Annotated in this window: 13 protein-coding genes; 5 read left to right on the top strand and 8 right to left on the bottom strand. The window is 70.2% G+C overall.

The window, feature by feature from the left end:
- Positions 1-286 precede the first annotated feature (286 nt).
- The 3 genes from ACZ6TU_RS01275 to ACZ6TU_RS01265 form a co-directional block, all read right to left on the bottom strand.
- Positions 287-2,431, bottom strand: coding sequence for a SpoIIE family protein phosphatase (locus tag ACZ6TU_RS01275; RefSeq protein WP_467678704.1), 2,145 nt, complete (start codon positions 2,429-2,431; stop codon positions 287-289).
- Between the two features lie 301 nt (positions 2,432-2,732).
- On the bottom strand, positions 2,733-3,425 hold the full coding sequence (gene fomD / locus ACZ6TU_RS01270) for a cytidylyl-2-hydroxypropylphosphonate hydrolase (protein ID WP_467678705.1): 693 nt from the start codon (positions 3,423-3,425) through the stop codon (positions 2,733-2,735).
- Between the two features lie 83 nt (positions 3,426-3,508).
- Positions 3,509-4,894 (bottom strand): class II fumarate hydratase, encoded by a 1,386-nt coding sequence (locus ACZ6TU_RS01265; RefSeq protein ID WP_467678707.1) that lies wholly within the window; start codon positions 4,892-4,894, stop codon positions 3,509-3,511.
- Positions 4,895-5,002: 108 nt separating this feature from the next.
- Here ACZ6TU_RS01265 and ACZ6TU_RS01260 point away from each other — a divergent pair, with 108 nt between their 5' ends.
- Both ACZ6TU_RS01260 and ACZ6TU_RS01255 read left to right on the top strand, forming a co-directional pair.
- On the top strand, positions 5,003-5,365 hold the full coding sequence (locus tag ACZ6TU_RS01260; RefSeq protein WP_467678709.1) for a hypothetical protein: 363 nt from the start codon (positions 5,003-5,005) through the stop codon (positions 5,363-5,365).
- Positions 5,366-5,383: 18 nt separating this feature from the next.
- The gene (locus ACZ6TU_RS01255; protein WP_469545793.1) at positions 5,384-6,112 is read left to right on the top strand and encodes an acyltransferase family protein; all 729 of its coding nucleotides are present in this window, start codon (positions 5,384-5,386) and stop codon (positions 6,110-6,112) included.
- 381 nt (positions 6,113-6,493) lie between these two features.
- Here ACZ6TU_RS01255 and ACZ6TU_RS01250 read toward each other — a convergent pair whose 3' ends face one another.
- Entirely contained in the window at positions 6,494-8,164 is a 1,671-nt protein-coding gene (locus tag ACZ6TU_RS01250) for a fumarate hydratase (protein ID WP_467678712.1), read from the bottom strand.
- A 180-nt stretch (positions 8,165-8,344) separates the two neighbouring features.
- Between ACZ6TU_RS01250 and ACZ6TU_RS01245 the strand changes: the two genes are divergently transcribed.
- Positions 8,345-9,037, top strand: a complete 693-nt coding sequence (locus ACZ6TU_RS01245) for a DUF1707 SHOCT-like domain-containing protein (RefSeq protein ID WP_467678714.1) — start codon at positions 8,345-8,347, stop codon at positions 9,035-9,037.
- Between the two features lie 174 nt (positions 9,038-9,211).
- The gene (locus tag ACZ6TU_RS01240; RefSeq protein WP_078945338.1) at positions 9,212-9,586 is read left to right on the top strand and encodes a WhiB family transcriptional regulator; all 375 of its coding nucleotides are present in this window, start codon (positions 9,212-9,214) and stop codon (positions 9,584-9,586) included.
- A gap of 177 nt (positions 9,587-9,763) precedes the next feature.
- On the opposite strand, the gene glpX is transcribed toward ACZ6TU_RS01240, so the two are convergent.
- Positions 9,764-10,798: a class II fructose-bisphosphatase gene (glpX, locus tag ACZ6TU_RS01235; RefSeq protein WP_467678716.1), complete on the bottom strand. Its 1,035-nt coding sequence runs from the start codon at positions 10,796-10,798 to the stop codon at positions 9,764-9,766.
- A 127-nt stretch (positions 10,799-10,925) separates the two neighbouring features.
- Here glpX and ACZ6TU_RS01230 point away from each other — a divergent pair, with 127 nt between their 5' ends.
- Positions 10,926-11,450, top strand: coding sequence for a DUF4245 domain-containing protein (locus ACZ6TU_RS01230; protein WP_467678718.1), 525 nt, complete (start codon positions 10,926-10,928; stop codon positions 11,448-11,450).
- An 89-nt stretch (positions 11,451-11,539) separates the two neighbouring features.
- On the opposite strand, the gene ACZ6TU_RS01225 is transcribed toward ACZ6TU_RS01230, so the two are convergent.
- The 3 genes from ACZ6TU_RS01225 to xseA form a co-directional block, all read right to left on the bottom strand.
- Positions 11,540-12,130, bottom strand: a complete 591-nt coding sequence (locus ACZ6TU_RS01225) for a malonic semialdehyde reductase (protein WP_467678719.1) — start codon at positions 12,128-12,130, stop codon at positions 11,540-11,542.
- Positions 12,131-12,240: 110 nt separating this feature from the next.
- Positions 12,241-12,486 carry an exodeoxyribonuclease VII small subunit gene (locus tag ACZ6TU_RS01220; protein ID WP_467678721.1) on the bottom strand — a complete coding sequence of 82 codons (246 nt, stop codon included), beginning with the start codon at positions 12,484-12,486 and terminating at the stop codon, positions 12,241-12,243.
- A 9-nt stretch (positions 12,487-12,495) separates the two neighbouring features.
- Complete coding sequence (gene xseA, locus ACZ6TU_RS01215; RefSeq protein WP_469545783.1) at positions 12,496-13,704, bottom strand: exodeoxyribonuclease VII large subunit; 1,209 nt, start codon at positions 13,702-13,704, stop codon at positions 12,496-12,498.
- Positions 13,705-13,715: the final 11 nt, after the last annotated feature.

Here is a 13,715-nt window from a genome sequence, read left to right as displayed (position 1 = left end):
GAGACCCGGGGCCCGGCCCTCTCGCACGCACCGGCCGGTGACGGGAGGCGGACGGGGTGTCCGGAGGCGATGGGCGTGCCGGGGCCGACAGGGACCGCCTCGCGGGCGGAGAGCCGGGCCGCCCCCTCCCGGCCACGCTGTTCAGCAGGTCGGCAGGCGTCCGCCATGGAGAGGGGCGGGCGCCTGCCGGAAGCCGGCGGCAAGTCCTGGCCGGCGGACTCGCCGCCCCGCCCGGGGGCGCCGACCGCGGGTTCGGTGGAGCGCCCTCCGCAGCTGACCCGACGGGTCAGCTGCGGTTGAGTTCGAACCAGACCACCTTGCCGGTGCTGAGCCGGGTCGCGCCCCAGCGCCTGGCCAGCCGGTTCACCAGGTACAGCCCGCGTCCGCCCTCGTCCGTGGCGCGCGCCTGCCGCAGGCGCGGCAACTGCGGGACGTCGTCGCCCACTTCGCACCGCAGGACATCCGTCCGCAGCAGCCGGAGCGTGACCGGCCGGGAGGCGTACCGCACGGCGTTCGTCACGACCTCGCTGACCAGCAGCTCGACCGAGTCGCTGAGTTCCTCCAGGCCCCAGCGCTGCAGCGCGCGCCGGGCCAGGCGGCGGGCCCGGCCGGGGGCGGCGTCCTCCGGCTCCAGGAACCAGTACGCCACATCGCTGGGCGCGATGCCGTCGAAGCGGGCGGCGAGCAGCGCGATGTCGTCGTCCCGGTCGCCCGGGCCGAGCATGTCGAGCACCTCGTCGCACAGCGCTTCCAGGGGCGGCGGATGGTCCGGCCCGGTGAGCTGCGCGACCGCGGCGAGCTTCTCCCGCAGCTGCTCGATGCCGGTCCACACATCGCGCAGGCGCGACTCGACCAGGCCGTCGGTGTAGAGCAGCAGGGTCGCACCGGCGGGCGCGTCCAGCTCCACGGCCTCGAAGTCCACGCCGCCGACGCCGATCGGGGCGCCGGCCGGCACGCGCAGCACCTCGGCGCGGCCGCCCAGGTGGAGCAGGACGGGCGGCGGGTGACCGGCGTTGGCGATGGTGATGCGGTGCGATACCGGGTCGTAGACCGCGTAGAGGCAGGTCGCCATGCGGTCCACGCCGAGGCGCTGGGCCTGTTCGTCGAGGTGGTGCAGGACCTCCTGCGGCGGCAGGTCGAGACCGGCGAGGGTCTGGGCGGTGGTGCGCAGCTGGCCCATGATGGCGGCCGAGGTCATGGAGTGGCCCATGACGTCGCCGACGACCAGGGCGACCCGGCTGCCGGGCAGCGGGATGGCGTCGTACCAGTCGCCGCCGACGCGCGCGGTCTCCGCGGCCGGCAGGTAACGCGAGGCGAGCCGCACGCCGGTGGGGCGGGGCAGCGTCTCGGGCAGCATCGTGCGCTGGAGCTCGTCCGCGATGTAGGCCTCGCGGCCGTACAGCACGGCCTTGTCGATGCCCAGCGCGCTGTGCGTGGCGAGCTGGGCGGCCACCAGCAGGTCGTCCGGCTCGAAGGCCATGCGCTCGGGACGGCGCAGGAACAGGGCGGCACCGATGACCCGGCGCCGGCCGCGCAGCGGGGCGAGGATCGCGCGCTGTCCGTCCGGTACGGCGAACTCGCCGCCGTCACCGAGCAGTTCGGGCAACGCGGCACGGGCCGCGGGAGCGTCGGTGAAAACCGGGCGCACGCCCCGCAGCACCTCGGCGAGCGCGCTGCCGGGCCGCACCTCGCACAGCTCGGCGCCGACCGTGTCCAGCTCGTTCGGCTCGGGCTGCGCGGCCGGCAGGAAGCCGTTCTCCGTGTCGCGTTCGGCCGGTATCCGGTCGGTGCGGCGCAGCCGCAGCACCAGCGGGCCGGTGGGCCGCTCGTCGCCGACGGGCAGCGGGTCGCGCAGATAGACCAGGATCGCGTCGGAGAACGTGGGCACGGTGGCCCGGCACAGCCCCATCACGATCTCGTCGAGATCGATGCCGCGGGCGATCCGCCGGGTGGCGGCACCCACGAAGCGCAGCCGGTCGCCGTCCCGCCGCATCGGCGTGGGCCGGCCGGGCGGCAGGCTCTGGCCGCTTCGGCGCTCCTGACCGTCGGGGCCGGGCGTCGGCGGGTCCTGTTCATCGGCCGGCTGGACCGGAATGCCCTCGGGGGCGGGCCGCGGCCGAGGAGTCTCGCGCTCGGCGGTCTGCTCGGTACCCGGCTGGGAATGCTCGGAGGCGGGGTCGCTCACGGTGTCCTTGCCCTTGCCGAACGGCGTGGAGGTGCCCTGCTCCGACGTGCCCGGCGTGGTGTGCGCCGTCGTGAGCGGAGCGGTGACGTCGCCGCCGCAGCGGCCCTGTACCGGTAAGGCGCCCGAGCCGGGCGCGTGCGCCGGTGTCGAGGTATGCACGAGCGCCCCGCGGGGGTCCGCGGGGTCGACGCCCGGCTGCGGGCGTTCGAAGGAGGTCGGCTGCTCCGTCACGCGTGTCGAATCCATCCGTCCGGGGCTGCGCGCCAGAGGCGCAGTTGGTCCCGCCGAAACTCCGATACCCGGAATACGTGCCCCAGGAACGGAATTTCCGCGTGGTCAGAGGTTGTCACTGTGCCACCGGCGGACCGTCTCCGGTCCTGGGGGCCTGTGGCGCAGGCCCTGCCGGTGTTGCCCTCGTACCCCTCGCTCACGTCCTGCCGCCCCTCGGTGACGATCGGTCAAGCCCAGCGCGTGCTCCGTCAGTTGCCGCCGCGCGCCCTTGCGGAGGACGATCCTACGTTTCTTGCCCGGGGGCGCATCAAGGGTCTCATGAGGACACATGCGCGGGCGTACGATCCCAGTCCTCCGGCAGCGACGGTACCGTCCAGGACGGATCCGGGCGCCAGTGCTGCCAGCCTTCCGAGAACGGCGGCCCCCAGGCGCGGATCACCTCCACGGCTGCGCGGCCGGCCGCCCGTACCTTTTCGGCCTGCTGGTCGTCCATCAGCCCGTCCCGCAGAGCCTGGGCGAACTCGTCCTCGTCGCGCCAGTGCCAAGTGCGGTCCGGGTGCACGGAGATGTCCAGGAAGTGGTCGACGGAGTCCACACCGCCCTCCCAACGGGCCAGCGGCTCCTCCAGGTTCACGTACCAGTTCTTGAACCGCCAGCCCGGCTCCCAGAACAGCCACACCGACCAGGGCTCGCCGGGCCGCGCCAGCTTCAGCACGCCCGTGCCGAACCAGCGGTCGCGCTGCACGGTCCGCGGCTTGGTGTAGCGGGACTCCAGCGGTTCCAGGTGCACGGGGGTGCCGTCGGCGAGTACGGGCCGCACGCACTCCGTGCCGGGCGCCAGCCACACGGCCAGCAGTTCCGCGTCGTCCCGTACGACGGTGACGGGACGCGCGATGTGGAAACGCGTGCCGCCGTTCTCCCGGTACCGCCACAGGATCTCGCTCCCGGGCTCCCAGAAGCCTGCAGCACCACCCGTTTCCACGCGTCTCACCGCTCCACCGTCTGCCATGCACAGATATTAGGTGCCATAGGCATACGACGCTGCGGCGCGTGTCACGGTTCACGCGCCGGGCGTACGTGGTCGGCGAACTGTCACGGGTGCGTCATCCGCAGGACATCCAGCGCCTCGTCGAGCTGCTCCAGGGTCAGGTCCCCGCGCTCCACGTACCCGCTGTCCAGCACGACCTGACGGATGGTCTTCCGCTCGGCCAGCGCCTTCTTGGCGACCTTGGCGGCCTCCTCGTAGCCGATGTACTTGTTGAGCGGCGTGACGACGGACGGGGAGGACTCGGCGTACTCCCGCGCCCGTTCGCGGTTGGCGGTGATGCCGTCGACGGTCCGGTCGGCGAGCAGCCGCGTGGCGTTGGCGAGCAGCCGGATCGACTCCAGCACGTTCTTCGCGATGACGGGCAGCATGACGTTGAGCTCGAAGTTCCCGGCGGCGCCCGCGGTGGCCACGGTGGCGTCATTGCCGACGACCTGGGCGGCGACCATCAGCACCGCCTCCGGAATGACCGGATTCACCTTGCCCGGCATGATCGAGGACCCGGGCTGGAGGTCGGGCAGGGCGATCTCGGCGAGGCCGGTGCGCGGCCCGGAGGACATCCACCGCAGGTCGTTGGCGATCTTCGTCAGTCCGACCGCGATGGTCCGCAGCTGCCCGCTGGTCTCGACGATGCCGTCCCGGGCGCCCTGCGCCTCGAAGTGGTCCCGGGCCTCGGTGAGGGGCAGCCCGGTCGTACGGGCGACCTCCTCGATGACGGCGGCGGAGAAACCGGGCGGGGTGTTGATGCCGGTGCCGACGGCCGTGCCGCCGAGGGGCAGTTCGGCGAGCCGGGGGAGGGACGCCTCCAGCCGCTCGATGCCGTACCGCACCTGGGCGGCGTACCCGCCGAACTCCTGCCCCAGCGTCACGGGCGTGGCGTCCATCAGGTGGGTCCGCCCCGACTTCACGACGTCGGAGAACTCCTCGGCCTTGCGCTCCAGCGAGGCGGCGAGGTGGTCCAGGGCGGGGACGAGGTCGCGGGTGACGGCGGCGGTGGCGGCGATGTGGATGGAGGAGGGGAAGACGTCGTTGGACGACTGCGACGCGTTGACGTGGTCGTTGGGATGCACGGCCCGCCCGAGCCGCTCGGTGGCCAGCGTGGCGATGACCTCATTGGTGTTCATGTTGGACGAGGTCCCGGACCCGGTCTGGAACACGTCGACCGGGAAGTGCGCGTCCCACCGCCCCTCGGCGACTTCGGCCGCCGCCTCCTGAATCGCCTCGGCGATGTCCTTGTCGAGCACACCGAGGCTCGCGTTCACCTTCGCCGCGGCGCCCTTGACGCGCGCCAGCGCCTCGATGTGGGCGCGCTCGATGTGCTGCCCGGAGATCGGGAAGTTCTCCACGGCCCGCTGTGTCTGCGCCCGCCACTTCGCGTCCGCCGGGACCCGTACCTCGCCCATGGAGTCGTGCTCGATGCGGTATTCGCTCATGCCCTGTACAGCGAACGGGACGCCGCGGATGTTCCGGGCGCTCGGCCACCCGGGGGCCGTCGTCGTACGACCCAGGTCGCATGGCGGCCGTGCAGCAGACGAAGGGGAGTGCGCGTCCTGACGCGACCGAATCTCCGCCTCGGGTGGCCAGCCGCCGAGGAAAAACTGGTATCCGGGGATAAATTGGCCGCCGCCATCGCATATTGCGAGCACATGATGTCGTTTTCCCCTGAGGAGCAGCTCGCCGATGCCATCAAGAACTACCGGACGCTCCATGGCATTCGTGGTGTTGCTGCCCTGTGCATCGTCGCCCTGCACTCCCCGCGGCTGTTCGGGCTGATGCCGGGATTCTTGGGTCTGGCTGTCGATCTTTTCTTCGTGCTGAGTGGCTTTGTGCTTGCTCATGCCTTTGAGGATCATTTCCGTCGGGGAATGACCCCGCTGATTTTCCTTCGTCAGCGCTGGGTGTGATTGTATCCGCTCTACGCCATGGGGTTCCTCTTGGGGATTGCGCATCAGGCGATGTGTATTCTGTACGATTCACCCACGGCGGTTTGGACTTGGAGTGAACTGCTCATCGCACTCCCGTTTGCCGGGTTCATACTGCCCGCGCCGCTGTCGCACGCCTTTCCCATCAACGGCCCGATGTGGTCGATCTTCTTCGAGCTCCTGGCGAATCTGGTGTGGGCGGTTTTCTGGCGCCCGCTTCAGTCCGTCAGAGTCCTTGCCGGCACGGTGGTGGTGTGCGGCGGGTTCTATTCATGGGCGTTGATCCACTGGGAATCCCCAGCGTTGGGCCTGACGTGGGCCACCTTCCCCGGAGGGCTCGCGCGGGTGGGCTACTCCTTCGCTGCCGGCCTGTTGATCTACCGCCTGCGGGACAAGGTGCGTACGCCCCGCATTCCGCCGTTGGTGTTGTTGGGTGTACTGCCGGTCATGGCGTTCTTCAGTCCCGGTCTGATCGGGCAGTTGCTGTCTGTACTGCTTGTGTTCCCGCTTGTCGTCCTGCTTGGCACGAGGAGCGAGCCACGAGCCGGCACCCGACGCGTCTACGAATCATTGGGCAAGGCGTCCTACTGCGTGTACGTGCTGCGTCGCCCGCTGGCAGCCCTTCTTTACGCAGTCGTCCTGCAATGCTCCGGTCAGCGGTTGGAATCCTTTGCCCCATGGGGCGGATCGTTTTCATGGCCATGCTGGTGGCAGGGGGCCTTGTCCTGACGGACAGGTTCGAGACGCCGGCACGACGGTGGCTGACGCGCCGCCTGATGGGAAAGGGCAGGGAACCACTGCCTGCTCTGGGCCGGGTCGTGCTGCCCCGAGGGCGTGCGGGAGAGGACCGTCCCACATCCGTGGAGACACAGGCTTCGCAACGCTCGTGTGAGGGATGAGCGGGACGTGCGGCGTTCTCGAGTTTGAGGCGGGGCGAAGAGCAGCCCCGGTCGTTTCGCATCGCCGTCCGCCCGGAGCGCGGTCCCACGGGGGCCTGTCAGGGCCGCTTCTGGTCCGTGGGTGCCGAGGTGCCGAGGTGCCGAGGCGCCGGGGAGCACGACAGAGCCCCCGGCGATTCGCCAGGGGCTCTCCACGGGTGTCGCTGCCGGGTCAGCTCAGGCCCGGACCCCGCACCGGGATGCTCGTGAACGTGGGCGCCGGCGCCGGATCCTGGAAGAAGTCGTTGCCCTTGTCGTCGACGACGATGAACGCCGGGAAGTCCTCGACCTCGATCTTCCAGACGGCCTCCATGCCGAGTTCCTCGTACTCGACGACCTCGACCTTCTTGATGCAGTCCTGGGCGAGACGGGCCGCCGGGCCGCCGATGGAGCCCAGGTAGAAGCCGCCGTGCGACGCGCACGCGTCCGTGACCTGCTTGCTGCGGTTGCCCTTGGCCAGCATCACCTTGGACCCGCCCGCCGCCTGGAACTGCTCGACGTAGGAGTCCATGCGGCCGGCCGTCGTCGGACCGAAGGAGCCGGACGCGTACCCCTCGGGCGTCTTCGCCGGGCCCGCGTAGTACACCGGATGGTCCTTCAGGTACTGCGGCATCTCCTCGCCCGCGTCCAGCCGCTCCTTGATCTTGGCGTGCGCGATGTCACGGGCGACGACCAGCGGACCGGTGAGGGAGAGCCGGGTCTTCACCGGGTACTTGGTGAGCTCGGCCAGGATCGTCTCCATCGGCTGGTTCAGGTCGATCTTGACGACGTCGCCCTCCGTCTCCAGCTGCTCGTCCGTCGTCTCCGGCAGGAACCGCGCCGGGTCCGTCTCCAGCTGCTCCAGGAAGACACCCTCGGCTGTGATCTTCGCGACGGCCTGGCGGTCGGCGGAGCAGGACACGGCGATGGCGACCGGGCAGGACGCCCCGTGCCGCGGCAGCCGCACCACGCGCACGTCGTGGCAGAAGTACTTCCCGCCGAACTGCGCCCCGATCCCGATCTTCTGCGTCAGCTCGAAGACCTTCTGCTCCAGCTCTTCGTCCCGGAAGCCGTGCCCGAGCGCCGACCCCTCCGCCGGAATCTCGTCCAGGTAGTGCGCGGAGGCGTACTTCGCGGTCTTCAGCGCGTACTCGGCGCTCGTACCGCCGACCACGATCGCCAGGTGGTACGGCGGGCAGGCCGCCGTACCCAGCGAACGGATCTTCTCCTCCAGGAACTTCATCATGGAGGCCTCGTTCAGGACGGCCTTCGTCTCCTGGTAGAGGAACGACTTGTTGGCGGAGCCGCCGCCCTTCGCCATGAACAGGAACTTGTAGGCGCCGCCGTCGGTCGCGTACAGCTCGATCTGCGCGGGAAGGTTGGAGCCGGTGTTCTTCTCCTCCCACATGGTGAGCGGAGCCATCTGCGAGTAGCGCAGGTTGAGGTTCTGGTACGCGTCGAAGATGCCGCGGGAGAGGGCCTCCTCGTCGCGGCCTTCCGTCAGGACGTTCTGCCCGCGCTTGCCCATCACGATCGCCGTGCCCGTGTCCTGGCACATCGGGAGCACGCCCGCCGCCGCGATGTTCGCGTTCTTCAGCAGGTCCAGTGCCACGAACTTGTCGTTGCCGGACGCCTCGGGGTCGTCGATGATGCGGCGCAGCTGCGCGAGGTGGGCCGGGCGCAGGTAGTGCTGGATGTCGTGGACGGCCTCCTCGGCGAGCTTGCGCAGCGCCTCCGGCTCCACCTTGAGGAAGGTCCGCCCGTCCGGCCCCTCGACCGTGGAGACGCCCTCGGAGGTCACCAGCCGGTACGGCGTGGTGTCCTCTCCCTGGGGGAGTAGATCGGTGTACGCGAACTCAGGCATCTCAGCCCATTCCTCACTCGACAGACGGCGGCCCGCCTCCTTTGGCGAGCGCCAACCAGCGTAGAACCTGCCTCCGACAGCGAGCCTGTGAGGTAAGGCTCAGTTCGTCACACTCGGCCGCGAGACAGGAGGAGTCCGCGGGGGGTGTCGCGATCTATCGTGTTTCGGTACGCTGCTGCCGTGGACCTTCAGAAGCAGACCGCGCCCGCCGTCTCCGAGCTCCGCGCCTCCGACGCCGAGCGCGACCGCATCGCCGACATCCTGCACGACGCCCTCGCCGAGGGCCGTCTCACCACGGACGAGCACGCCGAGCGCGTCGAAGGGGTGCTGCGCGCCAAGACGGTCGGCGAACTGGACGTCTTCATACGGGATCTGCCCGCTGCCCACCGCCAGGGCCTCGGCTCCTCATCGGCCCCGGCCCCGGCCCCGTATCACCCCACCGCGGGTGCCATCCCGATCGACCCGGACGACAACGTGGTCGCGATCTTCAGCAGTGCCGTCCGCAAGGGCCGTTGGCGCACGGGTCGCCGTATCCACGCGTACGCGATCTTCGGCAGCGTCGAGATAGACCTCAGTGAGGCGCTCTTCGACCATCAGCAGGTCATGATCAAGTCGTTCTCGGTCTTCGGCAGCGTCGAGATCCGCGTCCCGGAGAACGTGTCGCTGCGCGGCATGGGTGGCGGCGTGCTCGGCAGCTTCGAGGTGGACACGCTCGACTCGGGCGAACCGGAGGCCCCGATCGTCTACGTCGACGGCTGGGCCGTCCTGGGCAGCGTCGAGGCGCGGCCCCGGCGAGGCAAGGTCGTCGCGGACATCCTCGACCGGGTGCAGCGCAAGGTCGACAAGAGTTTGCGCAAACACCTGAACCATTGACAGTCGCGAATTCTCCGGGATCCGGAGCAAATCGGTCCACCGGTGACGCCGCTCCACGGAACCCGGGAACGGGGGCGAAACCAGCGCTTCGGAACTCAGTGCATAGGCGCGCGCACAGCGGGTAGGCCTTGCTGCATCGTCTCTCGCTCGCGAAGCCGTCGTCAGGAGTAGACCGTGCTGCAACCGCCGCATTCGTCCCTGGTAGCTGCCGTTCCGGCCCCGCGGGTGCCAGCGCGAGACAGGGACCAAGACGCCCCGTGGCACACCGAGGCGGTGTGCCGGCGTGACGAGGCGGGCCTGTTCTTCGCCCCCTCCAAGGAGCCCACGGCCGCCCGGCTCTCCCGGGAGGAGGCGGCGAAGCGGGTCTGCGCCCGCTGCCCGGTGATGGTCGAATGCCGCGAACACGCCCTCCTCCAGCCCGAGCCCTACGGCGTCTGGGGCGGCCTCACCGCCGCCGAACGCCGCGTGGTCCTGGCCCGACGCCGCCGCCGCGACCTGGAGCTGAAGAAGGCGGCCCGCTCGGCGAGCACGATAGCCGCGGCAGGCTGACCGGCACGCACGACGAAAAGGGCGCCCCCACCGCACCGGGGACGCCCTTTCTCTTTTCAGCAGACCTTCTTCAGCAGACCTTCGGGGGAGGTCCCTTGAGGGACGTGGGGAACTGCGCGATCAACCACAACCGGCCCGCACGCGCCGGCGATGCGCAGTCCCCATCCTCAGGGGGCGCTACTTCCCTTTGTCGAAGTCGATCGCGCTGTAGGCCCGCAGCTTGCTCAGCCGGTGCTCGGAATCGATCCTCCGCACCGTCCCCGACCGCGACCGCATCACGATCGAGTCGGTCGTAGCCGTCTCGGCCCGGTACCGAACCCCCCGCAGCAGCTCCCCGTCGGTGATCCCGGTCGCCACGAAGAACACGTTCTCCCCGGTGACCAGGTCCTCGGTCGTCAGCACCCGGTCGAGATCATGCCCCGCGTCGATCGCCCGCTGCCGCTCCTCGTCGTCCTTGGGCCACAGCTTGCCCTGGATCGTGCCGCCCAGACACTTCACCGCGCAGGCCGAGATGATGCCCTCCGGCGTACCGCCGATGCCGAGCAGCAGATCGACGCCCGTGCCCTCGCGCAGCGCCAGGATCGAGCCGGCCACATCGCCGTCGGAGATCAGCTTGATCCGCGCACCGGAGTCCCGGATCTCCTTGATGATGCCCTCGTGCCGCGGTCGGTCCAGGATCACCACCGTCACGTCCTCGGGCGTGGACCGCTTCGCCTTGGCGACCCGGCGGATGTTCACCGACACCGGTGCGTCGATGTCGACGAAGTCGGCCGCCTCGGGCCCGGTGACGAGCTTGTCCATGTAGAAGACGGCGGACGGGTCGAACATGGACCCGCGCTCGGCGGCGGCCAGCACCGCGATCGCGTTCGTCATGCCCTTCGCGGTCAGCGTGGTGCCGTCGATCGGGTCGACGGCGATGTCGCACTCGGGCCCCGTCCCGTCGCCCACGCGCTCCCCGTTGAACAGCATGGGGGCTTCGTCCTTCTCGCCCTCGCCGATGACGACGACGCCGTTCATCGAGACGGTGGAGACGAGGGTCCGCATGGCACGCACCGCGGCTCCGTCGGCGCCGTTCTTGTCACCCCGCCCGACCCAACGGCCCGCGGCCATCGCCGCTGCCTCGGTCACCCGGACCAGCTCCAGGGCGAGGTTGCGGTCGGGGGCCTCGGAGGGCACATCGAGTTCGGACGGCAAGTGATGATGCTCGGTCATCGGAGCGCACCTTTCTGTACGACGACGGCCGGATGAGGGTGTTGTCGCCCGACTCTATCGCCGAGACCGCAAAATGAGCAGGGGCCCCCACGGATGAGCGCACCGGAGACCTGCGACGATAGGGGGCGTGGCAGGCACGAACGGCAAGCAGAAGACGGCGCGGGACATGATCCTCTCCATGGGGGTCATCATCCTCGTGGCAGGCGTCATCTACCTCTTCATCCCGCACGACGACAGCCCGCGCGACCTCAAGCGCGTCGACTACCGGGTCGAGCTGCTCACGGCACGCCGCGCCGCGTCGTACCCCATCGCCGCGCCGCAGGGCCTGCCCGACACATGGAAGGCCACGTCCGTCCGTTTCCAGGGCGACGAGTTCGACGCCTGGCACCTCGGTTTCCACGACCCCGAGGGGGAGTACGTGGCCGTCGAGCAGTCCACTCAGCGGCGCCCCGTCTTCGTCGACGAGGCGACCCAGGGTGCGCGGGAGACCGGGAAGACCGAGAAGATCGACGACCGGACCTGGACCCGCTACGAGGGCGGCCGGTACGACGCGCTGGTCCTCGAGGGCACCAAGGGCTCGACGACGGTCGTGACGGGCACCGCGTCGTTCGCGCAGCTGACGAAGATGGCGGACGCGCTGAAGACGGAGTGAGACTCCGTACAGGCTGAAGACGGAGTGAGGCTCCGTACGCATGGAGAAGGCCCCCGGCGTGTACCGGGGGCCTTTCTCGTGTCCGTCGGTCAGACGGTCGTGACGACCTGGTCGAACTCCAGGCGCGGGGAGCGCGGGTACCAGGCGTCCGGGCCCGGACGGCCGATGTTGACGACCATCAGCGGGGTGTGGTCGTCGTCCAGGAACTCCTTGCGCACGCCCTCGAAGTCGAAGCCGGTCATCGGGCCGGCGGCGAGACCGGCGGCGCGGACGCCGACGATGAAGTACGCGGCCTGGAGGGCGGCGTTCAGCGTGGCGGCGTTCTCGCGCACCGGGCGCTCGGCGAAGAAGAGGTCCTTCACCTGCGGCATGGCCGGGAACAGGTGCGGCAGCTCCTCGTGGAACTCGTTGTCCGCGGAGAGGATCGCGACCAGCGGGGCGGCGGCCGTCTTGGGCTGGTTGCCCTCGGCCATGTGCCGCACCAGGCGCTCGCGGGCCTCGGGGGTGCGGACCAGGGTGATGCGCAGCGGGGTCTGGTTGAAGGCGGTCGGACCGTACTTGACCAGGTCGTAGATCGCCTGCACCTGCTCGTCGGTCACCGGCTCGTCGGTGAAGGTGTTGGCGGAGCGGGCCTCGCGGAACAGCAGGTCCTGCGCGGCGGGGTCAAGGACGAGAGACATGGAGGAACCTTCTCGAGCGGGTACGTCTGATGTCTCCGACCGTACGCGAGCAAAGTTCAACGTTCAATCAAATCCGGGGTGTCGTGTCTCACCTCACAGTGGACCGCCCGCTACTCCGCGTCCGCTTCGTCCGCGGTCTCCTCCGCCAGCGCCGCGTCCAGCCGCGCCCGCGCCCCGTCCAGCCAGCGCCGGCACACCTTGGCCAGCTCCTCGCCGCGCTCCCAGAGCGCCAGGGACTCCTCCAGCGTCGTACCGCCCGCCTCCAGGCGGCGGACGACCTCGATCAGCTCGTCCCGCGCCTGCTCGTACCCGAGCGCCTCGGTCGTGCCCGGTGTCTCATCAACCTCGCTGGTCATCCACCCACCCTATGTGTCGACTCGTACGGAGAACTCACCTTCGGAGACCCGCGCGCGCAGGGCCTCGCCGGCCGTCACCTCGCCGGGGTCGCGGACGGCGTGCCCGTCCGCCTTCTGGAGCACGGCGTACCCGCGCTTCAGGGTCGCGGCGGGTGAGAGGGCCACCACGCGCGCGTGCGTGTGCGTCAGCTCCGAGTCGGCGCGGTCCAGCTGGTGCCGCAGACAGCGCCGGCTCCGGTCGAGCAGGTCCGCCACATGGTCGGCGCGCTCGTCGATCATCCGGTGCGGATCCTCTATCGACGGCCGCGCCAGGGCGTGGGCCAGCCCGCGCTCCTCCCGCTCCACCAGCGCCGCCACGCACCGCCGCGCCCGGTCCCGCAGCAGCCGCACGCGCTCGTACTCCTCACCGACGTCCGGCACGACCTTCTTCGCGGCGTCGGTCGGGGTGGAGGCGCGCAGGTCGGCGACGTGGTCGAGGAGCGGGTTGTCGGGCTCGTGCCCGATCGCTGACACCACGGGCGTACGGCACTCGGCCACCGTCCGGATCAGCTGCTCGTCGGAGAACGGCAGCAGGTCCTCCACGCTGCCGCCACCGCGCGCGACGATGATCACGTCCACGTCCCCGATCGCGTCCAGCTCCTTCACGGCCTGCACGACCTGCGGCACGGCGTGCACGCCCTGCACGGCGACGTTGCGCACCTCGAAACGCACCGCGGGCCAGCGGTGCCGGGCGTTCTCCAGCACGTCCCGCTCGGCGGCCGAGGCCCGCCCGCACACCAGCCCGACGAGCTGCGGCAGGAAGGGCAGCGGCTTCTTGCGCTCCGGCGCGAACAGGCCCTCGCGCGTGAGGGCCTTCTTCAACTGCTCCAGCCGCGCGAGCAGTTCACCGACCCCGACGGGCCTTATCTCGGCGGCCCGCAGCGACAGCTGCCCCCGCGGGGCGTACCACTCCGGCTTCGCCAGGACGACGACCCGGGCGCCCTCGCTCACCACGTCCGCGACGGCGTCGAACACCTGCCGGTAGCAGGTGACGCTGACGGAGACGTCGTACGAGGGATCCCGCAGCGTCAGGAACACCACACCGGCACCCGGCCGCCGCGACAACTGCGTGATCTGCCCTTCGACCCACACCGCCCCGAGCCGGTCGATCCACCCCCCGATGAGCCGCGACACCTCACCGACGGGGAGCGGGGATTCCGGAGACGTGTTCACAGCCATGCCCGCGAGAG

The organism is Streptomyces sp. NPDC052064 (assembly GCF_055585925.1).
The sequence above is the reverse complement of the archived record's forward strand: the minus strand, read 5'-3'. Positions and strand labels throughout refer to the sequence as shown.

Excerpts from the sequence above, each read along its gene's own strand:
- ACZ6TU_RS01220 (WP_467678721.1), bottom strand. The coding sequence starts at position 12,486 with ATGACCAGCGAGGTTGATGAGACACCGGGCACGACCGAGGCGCTCGGG.
- xseA (WP_469545783.1), bottom strand. The coding sequence starts at position 13,704 with ATGGCTGTGAACACGTCTCCGGAATCCCCGCTCCCCGTCGGTGAGGTG.
- ACZ6TU_RS01265 (WP_467678707.1), bottom strand. The coding sequence starts at position 4,894 with ATGAGCGAATACCGCATCGAGCACGACTCCATGGGCGAGGTACGGGTC.
- ACZ6TU_RS01255 (WP_469545793.1), top strand. The coding sequence starts at position 5,384 with ATGGGGTTCCTCTTGGGGATTGCGCATCAGGCGATGTGTATTCTGTAC.
- glpX (WP_467678716.1), bottom strand. The coding sequence starts at position 10,798 with ATGACCGAGCATCATCACTTGCCGTCCGAACTCGATGTGCCCTCCGAG.
- ACZ6TU_RS01275 (WP_467678704.1), bottom strand. The coding sequence starts at position 2,431 with ATGGATTCGACACGCGTGACGGAGCAGCCGACCTCCTTCGAACGCCCG.
- ACZ6TU_RS01250 (WP_467678712.1), bottom strand. The coding sequence starts at position 8,164 with ATGCCTGAGTTCGCGTACACCGATCTACTCCCCCAGGGAGAGGACACC.
- ACZ6TU_RS01225 (WP_467678719.1), bottom strand. The coding sequence starts at position 12,130 with ATGTCTCTCGTCCTTGACCCCGCCGCGCAGGACCTGCTGTTCCGCGAG.
- fomD (WP_467678705.1), bottom strand. The coding sequence starts at position 3,425 with ATGGCAGACGGTGGAGCGGTGAGACGCGTGGAAACGGGTGGTGCTGCA.